General features: G+C 57.3%; 18 protein-coding genes, 1 tRNA gene and 2 pseudogenes. 8 read left to right on the forward strand and 13 right to left on the reverse strand.

All coding sequences use genetic code 11. From position 1 onward, the window contains the following. Positions 1-81: 81 nt before the first annotated feature. From rpsA to aroA, 4 genes and pseudogenes are all read right to left on the reverse strand, one after another. Positions 82-1791: a 30S ribosomal protein S1 gene (rpsA, locus tag D3Y57_RS17150; RefSeq protein ID WP_121154542.1), complete on the reverse strand. Its 1710-nt coding sequence runs from the start codon at positions 1789-1791 to the stop codon at positions 82-84. A gap of 170 nt (positions 1792-1961) precedes the next feature. Beyond that, positions 1962-2585, reverse strand: coding sequence for a (d)CMP kinase (gene cmk, locus D3Y57_RS17155; protein ID WP_121154544.1), 624 nt, complete (start codon positions 2583-2585; stop codon positions 1962-1964). Then, positions 2582-2833 carry a CBU_0592 family membrane protein gene (locus D3Y57_RS17160; RefSeq protein ID WP_121154546.1) on the reverse strand — a complete coding sequence of 84 codons (252 nt, stop codon included), beginning with the start codon at positions 2831-2833 and terminating at the stop codon, positions 2582-2584. Before D3Y57_RS17160 ends, cmk begins: the two co-directional genes overlap by 4 nt. Then, positions 2830-4145, reverse strand: a pseudogene (gene aroA / locus D3Y57_RS17165) (3-phosphoshikimate 1-carboxyvinyltransferase). The gene D3Y57_RS17160 and the pseudogene aroA overlap by 4 nt, the downstream one beginning before the upstream one ends. Before the next feature lie 97 nt (positions 4146-4242). Between aroA and D3Y57_RS17170 the strand changes: the two are divergent. The 4 genes from D3Y57_RS17170 (at position 4243) to D3Y57_RS21670 (ending at position 5774) form a co-directional block, all read left to right on the forward strand. Then, positions 4243-4563, forward strand: coding sequence for an FYDLN acid domain-containing protein (locus tag D3Y57_RS17170; protein ID WP_121154548.1), 321 nt, complete (start codon positions 4243-4245; stop codon positions 4561-4563). Between the two features lie 59 nt (positions 4564-4622). Further along, positions 4623-4698: transfer RNA gene (locus tag D3Y57_RS17175), tRNA-Ala, on the forward strand. 187 nt (positions 4699-4885) lie between these two features. Continuing rightward, positions 4886-5233, forward strand: coding sequence for a hypothetical protein (locus D3Y57_RS20260; protein WP_162987176.1), 348 nt, complete (start codon positions 4886-4888; stop codon positions 5231-5233). A gap of 430 nt (positions 5234-5663) precedes the next feature. Then, positions 5664-5774, forward strand: a complete 111-nt coding sequence (locus tag D3Y57_RS21670; protein ID WP_430739049.1) for an SEC-C metal-binding domain-containing protein — start codon at positions 5664-5666, stop codon at positions 5772-5774. 105 nt (positions 5775-5879) lie between these two features. Here D3Y57_RS21670 and D3Y57_RS17185 read toward each other — a convergent pair whose 3' ends face one another. Together D3Y57_RS17185 and D3Y57_RS17190 are read right to left on the reverse strand one after the other, a co-directional pair. Further along, a complete protein-coding gene (locus D3Y57_RS17185) occupies positions 5880-6146 on the reverse strand; it encodes a recombinase-like helix-turn-helix domain-containing protein (RefSeq protein ID WP_121154552.1) in 267 nt (88 codons plus the stop codon). 3 nt (positions 6147-6149) lie between these two features. Continuing rightward, positions 6150-6422: a hypothetical protein gene (locus D3Y57_RS17190; protein WP_121154554.1), complete on the reverse strand. Its 273-nt coding sequence runs from the start codon at positions 6420-6422 to the stop codon at positions 6150-6152. A gap of 285 nt (positions 6423-6707) precedes the next feature. Here D3Y57_RS17190 and D3Y57_RS17195 point away from each other — a divergent pair, with 285 nt between their 5' ends. Then, the gene (locus D3Y57_RS17195; RefSeq protein ID WP_121154556.1) at positions 6708-7319 is read left to right on the forward strand and encodes an alpha/beta fold hydrolase; all 612 of its coding nucleotides are present in this window, start codon (positions 6708-6710) and stop codon (positions 7317-7319) included. Here the strand turns inward: D3Y57_RS17195 and D3Y57_RS17200 are convergent. The 6 genes and pseudogenes from D3Y57_RS17200 to D3Y57_RS17225 form a co-directional block, all read right to left on the reverse strand. Further along, positions 7254-8237 (reverse strand): diacylglycerol/lipid kinase family protein, encoded by a 984-nt coding sequence (locus tag D3Y57_RS17200; RefSeq protein WP_121154558.1) that lies wholly within the window; start codon positions 8235-8237, stop codon positions 7254-7256. The two genes, D3Y57_RS17195 and D3Y57_RS17200, sit on opposite strands and share 66 nt — an antisense overlap. 117 nt (positions 8238-8354) lie before the next feature. After that, positions 8355-9167, reverse strand: a complete 813-nt coding sequence (locus D3Y57_RS17205; RefSeq protein ID WP_121154560.1) for a metallophosphoesterase family protein — start codon at positions 9165-9167, stop codon at positions 8355-8357. A 179-nt stretch (positions 9168-9346) separates the two neighbouring features. Continuing rightward, positions 9347-9880, reverse strand: a complete 534-nt coding sequence (locus D3Y57_RS17210) for a PEPxxWA-CTERM sorting domain-containing protein (protein ID WP_121154562.1) — start codon at positions 9878-9880, stop codon at positions 9347-9349. Positions 9881-10044: 164 nt separating this feature from the next. Then, positions 10045-10719 (reverse strand): spermine/spermidine synthase domain-containing protein, encoded by a 675-nt coding sequence (locus D3Y57_RS17215; RefSeq protein WP_121154564.1) that lies wholly within the window; start codon positions 10717-10719, stop codon positions 10045-10047. Between the two features lie 61 nt (positions 10720-10780). Continuing rightward, entirely contained in the window at positions 10781-11233 is a 453-nt protein-coding gene (locus D3Y57_RS17220) for a c-type cytochrome (protein WP_239025911.1), read from the reverse strand. 330 nt (positions 11234-11563) lie between these two features. Next, positions 11564-12831 (reverse strand): annotated as a pseudogene (locus D3Y57_RS17225) (MFS transporter). 84 nt (positions 12832-12915) lie between these two features. On the opposite strand from D3Y57_RS17225, the gene pgsA reads away from it, so the two are divergent. Genes pgsA through D3Y57_RS17240 form a run of 3 tightly spaced genes read left to right on the forward strand, consistent with a single transcriptional unit; the run spans position 12916 to position 14161 of the window. Further along, positions 12916-13467 carry a CDP-diacylglycerol--glycerol-3-phosphate 3-phosphatidyltransferase gene (gene pgsA / locus D3Y57_RS17230; RefSeq protein ID WP_121156120.1) on the forward strand — a complete coding sequence of 184 codons (552 nt, stop codon included), beginning with the start codon at positions 12916-12918 and terminating at the stop codon, positions 13465-13467. A 2-nt stretch (positions 13468-13469) separates the two neighbouring features. Next, positions 13470-13724: a MoaD/ThiS family protein gene (locus D3Y57_RS17235; protein WP_162987177.1), complete on the forward strand. Its 255-nt coding sequence runs from the start codon at positions 13470-13472 to the stop codon at positions 13722-13724. After that, on the forward strand, positions 13721-14161 hold the full coding sequence (locus tag D3Y57_RS17240; protein WP_121154570.1) for a molybdenum cofactor biosynthesis protein MoaE: 441 nt from the start codon (positions 13721-13723) through the stop codon (positions 14159-14161). Before D3Y57_RS17235 ends, D3Y57_RS17240 begins: the two co-directional genes overlap by 4 nt. Here the strand turns inward: D3Y57_RS17240 and D3Y57_RS17245 are convergent. Next, a complete protein-coding gene (locus D3Y57_RS17245; protein WP_121156122.1) occupies positions 14158-14925 on the reverse strand; it encodes a sulfite exporter TauE/SafE family protein in 768 nt (255 codons plus the stop codon). The two genes, D3Y57_RS17240 and D3Y57_RS17245, sit on opposite strands and share 4 nt — an antisense overlap. Positions 14926-15044: the final 119 nt, after the last annotated feature.

Here is a 15044-nt window from a genome sequence, read left to right on the forward strand (position 1 = left end):
AATAGCATCGGGAAACCGTTTTCTCAACCAGTTCCCGGACGTTAATTTCGCCTACGAAATCAACGTCCGGGATTGATAGTCTTACTTCTTGTCTTCGCGAGCCTTCAAAGCTTCGCCAAGGATGTCGCCCAGCGATGCACCCGAATCGGATGAACCGTACTGCGCAACAGCCTGCTTCTCTTCAGCCATCTGCATGGCTTTGACCGAGAAGTTTGGCTTTTTCGAACGGTCGAACCCGATGATCATCGCATCGAACTTCTGGCCGGCCTGGAAACGCTCTGGACGCTGCTCGTCGCGATCGCGACCAAGGTCGGTACGCTTGATGAAGCCAGTGACGCCATCGTCGCCGGCCTGCACTTCGAGTCCGCCATCGCGAACTTCGAGGACAGTCACGGTGATGACCGCATTCTTGGCCAGACCCGAAGCAGCAGCGGTGCTGCCAACAGCAGGAGCGCCCTTTTCGAGCTGCTTCATGCCGAGCGAGATACGCTCCTTTTCAGCATCAATGTCGAGCACGATGGCCGAAACCGTCTCACCCTTGCGATGCAGGTTGAGCGCGTCTTCGCCCGAAATGCCCCATGCGATGTCGGACATGTGGACCATGCCGTCGACGTCGCCATCCAGGCCGATGAACAGGCCGAATTCGGTGGCATTCTTGACTTCGCCTTCGACGGTCGAACCAACTGGATGGTCGGCAGCGAATGCTTCCCAAGGGTTCGAGATCGCCTGCTTGAGGCCAAGCGAAACGCGACGCTTTTCGCTGTCGACTTCGAGGACGACAACATCGACTTCCTGTGAGGTTGATACGATCTTGCCGGGATGGACGTTCTTCTTGGTCCAGCTCATTTCCGAAACATGGACGAGGCCTTCGATGCCAGCTTCCAGTTCGACGAATGCGCCATATTCGGTGATGTTCGTCACGCGTCCGGTCAGCTTGGCGCCGATCGGATACTTGGCTTCTGCACCTTCCCATGGATCGCTCTCGAGCTGCTTCATGCCGAGCGAGATACGCTGCGTGTCCTTGTTGATCCGAACGATCTGGACTTTCACCGTGTCACCGATGTTGATCATTTCCGAAGGATGCTGGACGCGCTTGTAGCTCATGTCGGTCACGTGAAGCAGGCCGTCGATGCCGCCAAGGTCAACGAACGCACCGTAATCGGTGATGTTCTTGACGACGCCGTCGATGATCTGGCCCTCGGCCAACGTCGAGATGAGACCGGTGCGGGCTTCGGCACGGGTTTCTTCGAGGATGGCACGACGCGAAACGACGATGTTGCCGCGCTTGCGATCCATTTTCAGGATCTGGAAAGGCTGTGGAATGTCCATCAGCGGGGTGACATCGCGCACCGGGCGGATGTCGACCTGGCTGCCGGGCAGGAAGGCGACGGCACCGCTCAGGTCGACAGTGAAGCCGCCCTTGACGCGACCGAAGATAACACCCTCGACGCGAGCCGACTTGGTGAATTCCTGTTCCAGCGTGTCCCATGCCGCTTCACGACGGGCACGGTCACGTGACAGCATCGCTTCGCCGTACATGTTCTCGACGCGGTCGACATAGACTTCGACGATATCGCCGACATTCAATTCTGCTTTTTGACCGGGAGCGGCAAATTCGCTCAACCGGACGCGGCCTTCGGACTTCAATCCGACGTCGATGACGGCCATGTCATTTTCAATTCCGGTAACGGTGCCCTTGACCACTTTACCTTCGAAGCCGCCATCGGCACCGAGTGTTTCTTCAAGAAGGGCCGCGAAATCGTCGCGGGTAGGATGTGCCATAGTGGCCATAAATGTGGTATTCCTAAGGTAGTAATTTCCGGCCAGCCGGTTGGATCCGGCGGTCTTTGACCAGAGGTGCCGCACAGGCCGAACGCCTTATGCCGCATCCGCTTTGGCGATGTTGGTGGGAGCGGGGGCAATGAATAGTGCGAGGGCCGGGGATAACCGGGGTACGCGCGCTAAGGTTTGACCTGAGCTTCCACCAGGGAAATCGCCTGACGAACGGCGTCGCCTATAGTCAGATTCGTCGTGTCGAGCAAGTCGGCGTCGGGTGCCTGTATCAGGGGAGCGACAGACCGTCCCGAATCGCGCGCGTCGCGTGCTTCGATGTCGTGAAGAACATGATCCAGCATCACATGGACGCCGCGTTTGGTAAGCTCGGCAAAACGTCGTTCAGCGCGAACGGCGGGGGAGGCGGTGACGAACAGCTTGGCGTCGGCTTCGGGGGCGATGACAGTCCCGATATCGCGTCCATCAAGCACCGCGCCGCCGGGTTGGCGGGCAAAGGCGCGCTGGCGTTCGAGCAGGGCTGCGCGGACGTCTTTATGGGCAGATACTGCGGAGGCGGCTCGAGAGGCGGCTTCGCTGCGGATCTCAGGGTCATCAAGCATCGCCGTGCTGAAATCGCAGGCCTTTACGGCATCGGCGTGATTTTCAGGGTTTCCGCCATGCCGCAGCACCGCAATGCCGACCGCCCGATAAAGCAAGCCGGTGTCAAGGTGCGGCAAGCCATAATGCTCTGCAAGCGCGCGCCCGATTGTGCCTTTGCCCGAAGCCGCTGGTCCATCGACTGCGATAATCATGTTTTACGCCGAACGCGGATGGCATTGATTAAGCCGACCAGCGCAATGCACGCCCACGATATTTCGAGAAACGCCGCAGCGAAATTGGGGTGCACCCAAAGCGAATATAGCAACAGGGCCGCGCCCGTCAGATTGAGCGCGTTGAACAAAACCTTGTCCATGTTCTTTGCCGCATTCGCATACATGAAGGCGACAATGAAAATCAGGCTGCCACAGACGCCGATGATGTCTGCGCCGTCGAGTTTCATGACGCCGCCAATCCGGCAAGCATTGTTTCAAAGCCCGGAAAGCTTGTCGCGACCGGTTCGATATCGTCGATAGTGACGGGCCTGATCGACACCAGCCCTGCGACGGCCATGCTCATCGCGATCCGATGATCGAGTCGCGCCGCAACCGTCGCGTCTCCGTTCAGCATTTCGCCACCTGTGCCGTCGATGATCAGGCCATCGGGAAGCTCTTCAACCCGAGCGCCAATCGCCGTAAGCGCCTGAGCCATAACAGTAATCCGATCCGATTCTTTGACGCGCAACTCTTCTAACCCGCGCATTATCGTTCGTCCGTTCGCCAGTGCGGCGGCCACAAAGAGTATCGGATATTCGTCAATCATGCTCGGCGCATCTTCGGGCGGAACCTCGATCCCGCGCAATGACGAATGCGTGACGATCAGATCCTCAACGATCTCGCCCCGACATTTCGCCGGTTTTCCGAAAGGATGTCCGCGCCCATCGCCCGCAATACTCTAACCAACCCGTTCCGCGTCGAATTCATGCCGACATTGCGAATCGCGACTGTCGATTCCGGCACCAGCAACGCCGCGACGATGAAAAACGCTGCGGAAGACGGGTCACCCGGTACCGTCAGCTTTTGCGGTTTGAGCTCCGCCTCGCCCCTAAGTGAAATAGTGCGGACGCCGTCGCTGTCCGTCTCGACAGTCAGGTCTGCCCCAAAGCCGATCAGCATTCGCTCGCTGTGATTACGCGTCGGCACTGGCTCGATCACCCGCGTTATTCCCGGCGTGTTGAGACCTGCCAGCAAAACCGCTGACTTCACCTGAGCTGAAGCAACCGGCAGTCGATATTCGATAGGAACCGCAGGGCATATTCCCCGCACCATCAGCGGCAGCCGCCCGCCCGGACTCGCGGTGATGTCCGCTCCTAATGTAGATAGAGGTTCGATTACGCGCCCCATCGGCCGCTTGCTGAGCGAGGCGTCGCCGGTGAACGTCACGGTGATCGGGTGACTGGCGACCAATCCCATCAGCAAGCGCGTCGAAGTGCCGGAATTGCCCATCTCGAGCGCCGTCTCGGGCTGGAGCAAGCCACCGACGCCGACGCCATAAACGTGCCAGCGCTCGCCACGCTTTTCGATATGCGCACCCATCGCTCGCATCGCAGCGGCGGTGGCCAGCACATCCTCGCCCTCCAGCAATCCTTCGATCACCGATTCGCCCACGGCCAATGCAGAAAACATCAGTGCGCGATGCGATATCGATTTATCGCCGGGAACCGTGATTGCCCCGGTCAGCGGGCCACTCAGCGAAAAACTACGGGGTGTCGGCATGCCCGTGGCTTTGACAGTGCGGTTTCGCTATGGCAAGGGCGACGCCGTCTTGCGGAACACCCGCGAATATCATTTTTTCCGGAGCTAATCGAAGCCCATGGTTAAGCCTGAATGGGGCACGAAGCGCACTTGCCCAAAGTGTGGCACGCGCTTTTACGATCTCACCAAAGAAGACCCGGTTACGTGCATCAGCTGCGCTAACGAATGGGTGCCTGAATCGATTCTGAAATCGAAACAGCCTTTGCCATTCGACGCGATCAAGAAGGATGGTGACTCCAAGGACGATTCGGACCTTGGCGACAGCGATCTGGACCTCGACGTCGATGAGGATGCTGAGAAGTCGCCTGATGACGAAGTTGATCTTGGCGGTGACGACGATCTCGGTGTCGATACCGGCAAAGGCGAAGTCGACGTTTAAATAATACCAGACTTGTCTTGCATAGACGCGCGGCCTGTCATATGCCGCGCGTCCCTGATGGGGCCTTAGCTCAGCTGGGAGAGCGCTACACTGGCAGTGTAGAGGTCAGCGGTTCGATCCCGCTAGGCTCCACCAATATACCCGTCGAAACTGGCGGTTTGCGTCGTTTATTAGAAACGGTCGTGCCCGGTTCCCACAATCGTTCCCTCATCAGCTAAGCGCCTGGTATCGATTGGCGGCGGACGTGGGCGGGCGCTAATCGATCAGATGCGGGCCAAATAAAAGTTATGATTTGTTGGGTCGTGGGCCGCTATGGGGGCGCATGACGATCATTCTCATTGGCATGAACGATCAGTACGCCGTGCAGGTTTCTGATCGCCGGACATCTTTTGACCAGCAAATCCATGCTGAAGAATATGCGAAAAGTTTCTCGTTGGTTTTACCGGGCTTCAGGCTGATGCTTGGCTTCACTGGAATTGCGCATATCGGGAGTTCACCGACTCACGACTATTTGATGACGAAGTTGTGCGAGATTGGTCGAACTGAACACCAGCCCATGCCTTTGATTGAACGCGTGGCTAGCTCACTGAGCCACAGGTTCACGACATTTGGACATGAAGCGTTTGCCTCCGGCAAATCGTCGGCTCACGATTACCGTTGTTGGGTATAATCACAGCAACGATCCGCCAAGCGGCATTTCCGCTCAGATTTTAAATACGCGGTCCGAAACCGGTCAGTTTGAGACTATCTTCCAAAATGCAGGAAGCCCGATCTTACCGCCCTCGTCTGGAGAATCGGGGGCGTGGATGGGTGGATTTGGCAATGGCGCGGCTCTCGATCACAGCTATATCGAAAACGTCCGGACTGCCTTGAGGAAACGTGCGCCTGCGTCTGCAGTTGCTGGGAGGTTCGAAAAGTTAATTCGCCGCATGTCTGATGACCCACGTAGTGGCGTCACAATTGGAAAGCAGCTTGATCATATTTGGATTTACGCTGATCCATCTCGACCGATTCAGAGGAGCAGGTCTAGTAACGTCATCAGACCTGAGCAAACAATGCCCGGAAACGTATTTATTGGTCCGGGCGGGCAGGTTACGGGCATGAGGGGCTTAACCATCGCGTCAGATGGACCGATACCCCAAGTGCATCGCAACCAGCCCTGTCCATGTGGCTCGGGGAAGAAATACCGCGAATGTCATCGACAGCCTTGAACCGTCGGTCTCCTACCCGACACTCTTTATTTTGCGCTATTATAGATTGAATGCGCGCTAGACCCACGCTCCCGCCGCCGCCCGATGCATATCGACTTCGCTGCGCTAGGTTGTCAGGCGCAGCAACAGGTTTCGGACGGACGAAGGGTGCCAACGGGCGTTGCTTGGCGTAAGGATGCCCTGCGCGTTCAATGCGTCCGCAAGCTTGGGCAGCGTCGTGATACCCTCCGCGCGCAGTCGGGCGATGACGGGCCGCAACCGGCTTGTATGGGTGTCCGCCCTTGCCTTCAAAGCCGCGATGCCCGCCTCTGATCCCTTACCCGCGCGACGGAGTGAATCGGCCCCATTCGGATTGCTAGGCCGCTTGCCCATCGCTCACCCCACGTCCTTACGCATTGCATCGATCATCGTCCGCCAAACGCTAGCCGCGTCATCTTGATGTGCCAACTCTGAATGCTCAGGGTTATAGGCGTGGAAAATCTCCCCGCCCGCTTCCTTCATGTTGTCGCTGGGCTCGTGCAGCGCAGTGATCATGGCGGCGACCTTCGGCACATAGGTTTGCCAAATCGGCGCGCCTTCATGCTCTGAATCCTCATTGATACCCTTAAGGGCGCAAAGTGCGCGTGCTGCGCGTTCGAACGGTCTCATGCCGCCATCGTCGTCTGAGTGAGAAAGCGGGTCAAGCGCCGCACAAAATAACGGCTCTCTACGTTATGTCGCACCTGTTCACGTGACTCCAGGTTGGTAGAGTGGCCCAACAAATTCGCGCAACGCGGCGTGAAGTTCTGCCCAAGGGTGCGTGTCTCGGAAGCGTCCGCACATGCAGGAAGGTTGTCAAAGCGGCGGGAGGTTGTCGAGCGCCTTAGTTACGCGCACGCGGGCGATCTCGAGCGTTTCAGCCATCATGACCAACAGCCGTGAAAGAGCGATACTATTTCGCAGTATTTTGCAAGTCAGGGTTTTGCTGTGCTGCAACCGGAGTTTCGCGGATCATCGGGTTATGGAGACGCTTGGTTTCAACGGAACGGGTTTCAATCGTGGCGGATCGCAATTGGCGACGTAAATGATGCGGGGCGCTGGCTGGTCAAGCAGGGTATTGCCGATCCTGCCCGGCTTGCAGTCGTCGGCTGGTCATATGGCGGTTATGCGGCCTTGCAGTCTGCAGTGATAGCGCCCGATCTTTTTAAAGCAGTCGTGGCAATTGCGCCAGTCACTGATTTAGCAATGTTGAAACGTGAAGCGGCTGGTTGGACGGACCAGAATCTTTTGCAGGAGTTCATTGGATCGGGCGCTAACATTATTGCTGGATCACCGGCACCAAACGCTGAGAAGATCAAAGTGCCAGTATTGCTGATCCACGGCACAATGGATGCCAACGTTGAATATTCAGAGTCGGTATTCATGGCGTCTCGGCTGAGGGCGGCTGGCGGTAAAGTCGATTTGATTATCTTTAAAGGACTTGATCACCAGCTTGAAGACTCAGATGCCCGGGCCACACTTTTGACTGCCAGCGTCGGCTTCATTTCGGCCACTTGGAAAAAATGATTGGGAAAGCCTATTTAATTGCGCATTTCTCAGGGGCACCACCACATCGATAGCTCGTGCAGCGATGCTCACGGTTACGGGTGTGCGAGCCAGTAATTCTCCGTCGATCGAGATGTGGTGATGAGGCCGGGTATCCAGCTTTAACGATTTGCCTCGGAAGTCCTGTGTGTGGGCGTCACGCGACCGTAGTTTGAAGAACTTTGCGTACCAGTCCAACGCCAGTCTGGCGCGGTTGCGGCCTGTGACCGCCTGAATGACGATGTCGCCGCTATCGACGTCGGTGTTCTCAGTAAGCTCGACGCCCCCATGAAATCGTCCATTGAAGATGCGGACTTCGGTTGCCCACATCCGATATTCCTGCGTGCCGTCGTCGATTATCAGGCGGAAAGGCCGGAAGCTGAGAAAACACCACACGGCCCAGATCAGATAACCTAGTCGGCCGAGATATTTTTTTAGACTATGGGGAACGCTCTCACCGATCATCGGTGATAGGCCAAGGGCGGCTGCGTTGACGAAATAGTCGTTGTCGATCAGGCCGAGGTCGATCCGTCGACGCTGTCCTGTCGCGATCGCCTTTATGGCTCCATCGAGATCCAGCGGCAGCCCAAGCGTGCGGGCAAAGCTGTTGGCGGTGCCCAAAGGCAGGACGGCAAATACGCAGTCCTTTCCGACAAGATCATCGACAGTGCCCGACAGCGACCCGTCTCCACCGCCCACGATGACCATCGGCGCGCCGTCACGCACGGCCTGACGCACGACGTCGGTCAGTTTTTCAGGATCATGAACTGCATGGGCGGCGAGCAGGGTTACACCGGCGGCTTGCAGTTTTTCCTTTGCCTGTTCGAACAGCGCCTCGCCCCTTCGAGAATGGGCGTTGACGATCAAAACAGCTTCGCGCGGCACAGATTTTATTATCATGCTGATACAACTCACCAACGACCGGCCGTGTCCGGTGCGACAAACCGCTAAGCTGGATCAGTCCTGAAGGACACCTTTGATAGCCACAGATCGAACTTCCGGCGGTTTTACTGTCGGCTAACCGTCGCTGCCCAACCGATAGCGTCTTTCGTTACCATCGACGAAGCTTGCTCCGTCCCATGGAACGACTTTCAGTGTCAGCTCATTCGGGCGGTCGATTTGCAGGCAGTTGAAACTCTGCGGTTCGTCGTTCCGAAGCCGAACCGATGTGGCCGTTCCCGCCTGAACCACGAGGATGGGACCAGTCTTTTCGACCATTTTTCCGGGCGCTTCGGCATAAGTCTGGTGAAAATGCCCGGCCAGGGCAACGTGTACACCCGCTTCGCTGGCTCCCTTCACTGCGTCTTCATGCCGTCCGACCGCCTCGCTCAACTCGCCGCCTTTGCCAATTGGCATGGAAAACAACGGATGATGCGTAACGAGAATTCGCATCTTGTTTGCCGACACCGCGCCGAAGCGCTCATGTATCATTGCAATCTGGTCGTGGTTTATCCGGCCGTCGCGGATGGTCAGTGAACGGGCGGTATTGATCCCCAGAACGGCAACACGATCGTTCTCAAACCAGGGGCACAGATCATTGTCGATATATTTTTTATACCGGTCGAGCGGGGCCACGAAACGGCTGACCACGTCATAAAGCGGGATATCGTGGTTGCCGGGTATCGCCAGCACCTTCAGCCCCGCCGCCTTCAGCCGATTGAGATAGGCGGATGCCGCCCGAAATTCGGTGACTCGTGCACGCTGCGTGAAGTCGCCGCTGATAATCACAAGATCGGGCCGATGCTTTTGCAGCCACGCTTCGGTCGCCGCTACGATCTTGTCGTCATGCGCGCCAAAATGAATGTCGGAAAGATGGGCAATGCACGTCACTTGCAGGCCGCGCCTAAGATGATCCGTGGTGACAGGTCCATGACATCAGAACCCGTCTGTCCTTTGTAAGTTGCAGCGATAAAGGCCGAAAACATGAAAATGATCGTGTATGTTGCCGACTAAAAATAGCCACCAGCATTGAAGCTGGCGGCCATTCATTGTGCGCCCGGTTTGAGAGATCAGGCGTAGGAAACGCTTGTCGTCCGACGACGATAGCGCAATCCGGCACCCGCCATGCCGAAACCGAGGATCATCATTGCCCAGATGCCGGGTTCCGGTGCGGCGCTGACCAGCGATGAAATCGTCAGAACGCTGTTACCGGAAACAAGGCCGGAAAGATTGAACGTGCCGGTCGAGAAAACAGGGTTTTCCGGAGTTCCTGAAAACAGGTTCGGACCAACCAACTGAGTAAAGCCAAGCGTGGCGCTGTTCACGTTAAGCGTGGCAACAATCCCGGTGCCAAAACTAATCGATGCAACGCCGGGAGTGCCGCCGAAGGTTCCGGCGACATTGGCGAAGCTGATCTGATCGCCGAAATCATTTCCACCGAGGATGACCGAACTGAACGACGTCGGGGTGGGGTTGGAATCGAGAACAAACGACGCATCTCTCGAACCTGTCAGCGTGAATGACAGCGGGACGGCAGCAGCGGGTAAGGCCGCCGCCGTTGCCGCCATAGCCACACCAGCCAAGGCAATGTTTCTCATTTTCATGTCGTTACTCCAATGAAACGAACGCCTTACGGGATGTTCGACGCGCGCGTGGAGTTACGCGCCGTGGTTAACAATGGTTGCCGCTCGCTAACCAGATTTTGGGTTCATCCCAAATCGGGACACATTCTACGGTGCCGATTTCGTGCGGATAATGATCCTGAAGCTTAGTTTTTGCTGGCAAACCAGATAACGTGTCGTGGTCCAGCACCATTGCTCCGCGCTCGCACGATAACCTCGTCAGTTTTGAATCCTGATTGACCAAGCCGTCGTGAAAATGCTGCGTCGGACGCTGCCGACCAAATCGCCAGCACACCGTCGGCTTTCAGCGCGCGTTTCGATGCCGCCAGTCCGGCCATTGAATAAAGCCGGTCGTTTTCGTTGCGGGTCAGACCATCGGGGCCGTTGTCGACGTCGAGTAGGATTGCGTCATAAGCCGCCGGTTCGGCAGCGATTACTGCTGCGACATCATCGAAAACGATTTCCACCCTTGGATCGTCGAGGCAACCTGCCATCATTTCAGCCATCGGCCCCCGCGCCCAGTCGATGATCTCTGGAACCAGCTCGGCCATCGTGATCTGTGCGTCGGCATCCAGCACCGCCAGTGCAGCGCGCAGCGTGAAGCCCATGCCATAGCCACCGATCAGCAGCCGTAATTTCTTGCGCGCTCCGAGCCGTTCACACGTCATGACGGCCAGCGCTTCTTCGGACCCACTCATCCGGCTGCTCATCAATTCATTGCGGTCGAGAACGATCATGTAATCGCGGCCGCGTCGGAATAGGCGCAACTCCTCTCCTCCGCCGGGGACTTTGGCGCTTCCAAGCAGTTCGCGAGGCGTCATGTCAGGCTGCTCCGAAGTGAGGGCGCCGGAAAGAGCGCCGACGCGCTGTGCCAGCTTCTAATCAATTTGCTTTCAGATAAGCGATAATGTCTGCGCGTTTTTGTGGATCGCTAATGCCTGCGAAACCCATTGTGGTTCCGGGGATGACACGACGCGGCGATTCAAGAAATTCGAACAGCTTTGCTTCGCTCCACACGATACCGCTCGCCTTGTTTGCCGGCGAATAACGAAATCCTTCGACGCTCCCGGCCTTTCGTCCAACGACGGCGTGGAGCGACGGTCCCATCCGATTTACCCCGGCGTCTATGACATGACAGGCTTTGCACTGGGCGAAGGACGCTGCGCCAGCGCCGGGATCGCCCTTGAAATCGGCAAATTTCGCACCGCTCAGCGTGTCCACTGCATTTGCTGCAGGTGTGTCGCTCGAGACATTGGCCTCGCTTGTGGAGTTTTGCGAGCAGGCGGTGAGCAGGCCAGCGGCGATTAGACATTTCAGGGTAGTTTGCCGGTGCATCGCGTCCTCCATTTTCATCCTGAAGGGTCATACAGCGATAGGCGCGCCCTGCAATCGTCCCGACTTCGGACAGTATGAACTTGGCCTCGAATGTCTGTGGTAATTGTGGTTAGCAAAGCGTTAACCTTCGTCCATGTCCCATACTTCAGCCATTACCGAACGGCCAAGGAGGCATCCTTTTCGCGCCAAGCTACCGGTTTATCGGCCGCCAAAGGCTGTGCCGGTTCCCATGAGCGACTGGCAGTTATTCGTGATGACTTTTATCGCGGGCTTTATGGCCTTTTACGGCTTTCTGTCCTGATCGGTGTCAGTTGCCAGCCTTAACCCGCTTCAGTCGCAGGCAAGGTGAAGCTTCCATGCTAACCATGCCGAAAGCACGCACATTGCGGCGGTAAGCAAAAATTGATCGACCGCCGAAACACCAAGCGCGCTTAGTCCGACCGATAGCGCAGACCCAATGACCATCGCGCCTGAGTTAACGAGATTGTTCGCGGCGACGGTCCGCGCTGTTTCGCTTTTCGGTACGGTCGTCGTCAGGAATGCATAGAGAGGAACCACGAACATTCCGCCTGCAATGGCAATGCCGAGCAGGCAGGCGATCAGCGCTGGTGCACCGGGATGCTCGGCAAAACCGATGAGCGAGTGCATCGGTGCGCTGCTCCCTTCTTCCCAGTTTTTGGCGACGAAATGAAAGGCGAGCACGAACAGCCCCATTACGATCACCGAGCCGGGTGCATAACGGGCGGAAACTTCGCTTTTCAACAGGCGATTGATGACGATCGATCCGATTGCGATCCCGACCGAGAATATTGCCAGAAACAGGCTCGCCACGCTTTTGTCGGCATTCAGCACGTTTTTAACCAACGGCGGAAACTGAATGAACAGAACAGCGCCGATCGCCCAGAAAAAGCTTATGGCAACGATTGCAAGGAACAGCCGGCGGATATGCAGCGTGCCATATACGAGCCGATAGGAGGCGCGAAAGATGTTGTAATCAATGGGGTCGGGTGTTCCGACCGGCGGGGCAGGGGGACTTCGCGCCCTGCGAACCAGCCAAGGATCGCGACGATCACGACACCCGCTGCGGCGGTGTGTGCGCCGATCAATCCGGCGACGATCGTGCCCGCCAGCACCGCGACATAAGTGCCTGCTTCGACAAGTCCGGTGCCGCCGAGAACTTCGTCAGCCTGCAAATGTTGCGGCATCAAGGCATATTTTATCGGCCCGAAGAAGGTCGAATGGATTCCCATCGCAAATAGGGCGACGAGCATCACGGGGATATTGGCGAGGAACAGGCCGGTCGCGCCGACCAGCATGATCCCGATTTCGGCGGACTTAATGATGCGGATCAGCTTTGCCTTGTCATTGGCATCGGCAAGCTGACCTGCGAGCGCCGACAACAGGAAAAACGGAATGATAAAGATCGCCGTCGCCAGCGCGCTGAACTGTTCCTCCTGCTTTGGATCGGAGAAAACATTGTAAACGACGAACAGGACCATGGCCGTTTTGAAAAGATTGTCGTTGAACGCACCCAGTGCCTGAGTAACGAACAACGGCAAAAATCGACGACGTCCCAGGAGGTGGACGGTATTCTGGATCAAGGGTAATCGGCCCGCCGTTTCTGTTGATTGGCCATTACCCAGCTTTGCGCGCCGCGCCAAACGCTATAACAGATGAATGCTATGTTGACGCTCCCGAACCTTTTGACCCTGTCGCGAATCGTGACGCTGCCGCTGCTCGTGTGGCTGCTTTGGTTTCCACATTGGCAATTGGGTTATGCGCTCGGTTTCGCGCTCTACTGCCTGATGGGCATCACCGATTATTTCGACGGCTATCTGGCGCGCGCGCAGGGGGCGGTGTCCAAACTGGGCCAGTTCCTCGACCCGATTGCTGATAAGATCATGATCGCATCGGTGATCCTCATTCTGGTCGGCACCGGCGATATCGCAGGTTGGCACAAGATTGCCGCGTTGGTGATTCTGTTGAGAGAGATTGCGGTTTCGGGCCTGCGTGAATTTCTTGCCGAGGTTCGGGTATCGGTGCCGGTGTCGCAACTGGCGAAGTGGAAAACGACGCTGCAACTGGTTTCACTTGGCGCGCTGATCCTTGCAGGTGCGTTGCCGCTGATGTTGTGGATCAAGACGCTGGGTCTTGTTTCGTTATGGGCGGCGGCGGTCCTGACGGTCATTACCGGCTGGGATTATCTGCGGGTCGGCATCCGGCACATGGATTGACCGTGGCGAAGGTGCTTTATTTCGCGCGGTTCCGGGAGGCCATCGGCATAGGCGAAGAGGAAATCGACCTTTTGCCGAGCGACACCAGCCTTGCGGCTCTTTGCGAAAGACTGTGCGAACGGGGCGGTGGCTATGCGGTTGCCTTCGACGATATGACCAAGGTGCGCGGTGCGATCGATCTGGAGATGGCTGCGCTGGATTCGCCACTGGGTTCGGCACAGGAAATCGCGTTTTTCCCACCGGTAACGGGCGGATGATCCATGTTCGCATCGAAACCGAAGCATTCGATGCCGGGGCCGAACTCGATAAGCTGAGCGGGTTGGGGATTGGGGCGATCGCGAGTTTTATCGGGGTTGTCCGGGCTGATGGTGGGCTAACTTCGCTAACGCTGGATCATTATCCGGTAATGACGGAACGGGCGCTGCATCGGCTTGCCGAACAGGCGACCGAGCGCTGGGATTTGTCGGCAGCCACAATCATCCATCGCGTCGGAACGATGGCGCCGGGCGAACGCATCGTGTTCGTTGGAACATCCGCAATGCACAGAGCGGCGGCTTTGGACGGCTGCGCGTTCCTGATCGACGCTCTGAAGACCCGCGCACCATTCTGGAAGCGAGAGAGTTTTGGAGACGGGCGCAGCAATTGGGTCGAAGCAAAACAGTCCGACGATCAAGCCACCGCGCGCTGGGACTAAACCAGCGCCCGGTACAGGCTGAACAGGCTTGTCGCGATCAGCACCACGCCGACCATACGTAGCAGCAGCATCGTCGGAAACCGTTTCGCGAGCAGCGCGCCCAGTGGCGCAGCCGCGACGCCGCCGATCAGCAACCCCATCGTCGCCACGGTGAACGCTTCGAAGCCGAGCCCGATGATGAAAGTTATCGACACGGTGACGGTCAGGAAGAATTCGGCGGTGTTGACCGTTCCAATGGTCCGTCGCGGTTCGGTGCCCTGTATCAACAGGTTCGATGTGACGACCGGACCCCATCCGCCTCCGCCAGCCGCGTCCAGAAAACCACCGATCAGTCCCAAAGGTGCAATGAATCGCGGCTTTTTGCGCTGGGTGGGGATGCCGAACGACCGCGCGAACAGCATTATGCCGATGATCGACAGATAGGCCATGACAAATGGCCGCGTGATCGACGCGTCCAAATGCACCAGTATGTAAGCACCCCCAATACCGCCAATGACGCCGGGAATGACAAGCCGGCTGAACAACGACCAGTCGATATTACGGTGGAAAGCATGGCTCAACCCCGACGCCGCTGTGGTGAACATCTCGACCAGATGCACTCCGGCAGACGCGCGTGCCGGTGCCAGCCCCAGAACGCTGACGAGCAATGTGTTCGAAATCACCCCGAAAGCCATGCCCAGTGCACCGTCGATAAGTTGCGCTGCAAAGCCGACTGCGATGAAAGGCAACAGAGCCTCGAGATAGGCGGGCGTGATAAAGTCCATCCGATTGCTGTGGAATGAAGCGCCAACGCGAACAAGCGGTATTTTGGTAATCACCACCGAAGCAATTGTTGTAACGCGCGCCGCAGTTCCTAAATGACGGTCTGAGCAGCAAAGGGGCC

The organism is Sphingomonas paeninsulae, from assembly GCF_003660165.1.
GTDB classification, from domain to species: domain Bacteria; phylum Pseudomonadota; class Alphaproteobacteria; order Sphingomonadales; family Sphingomonadaceae; genus Sphingomonas_O; species Sphingomonas_O paeninsulae.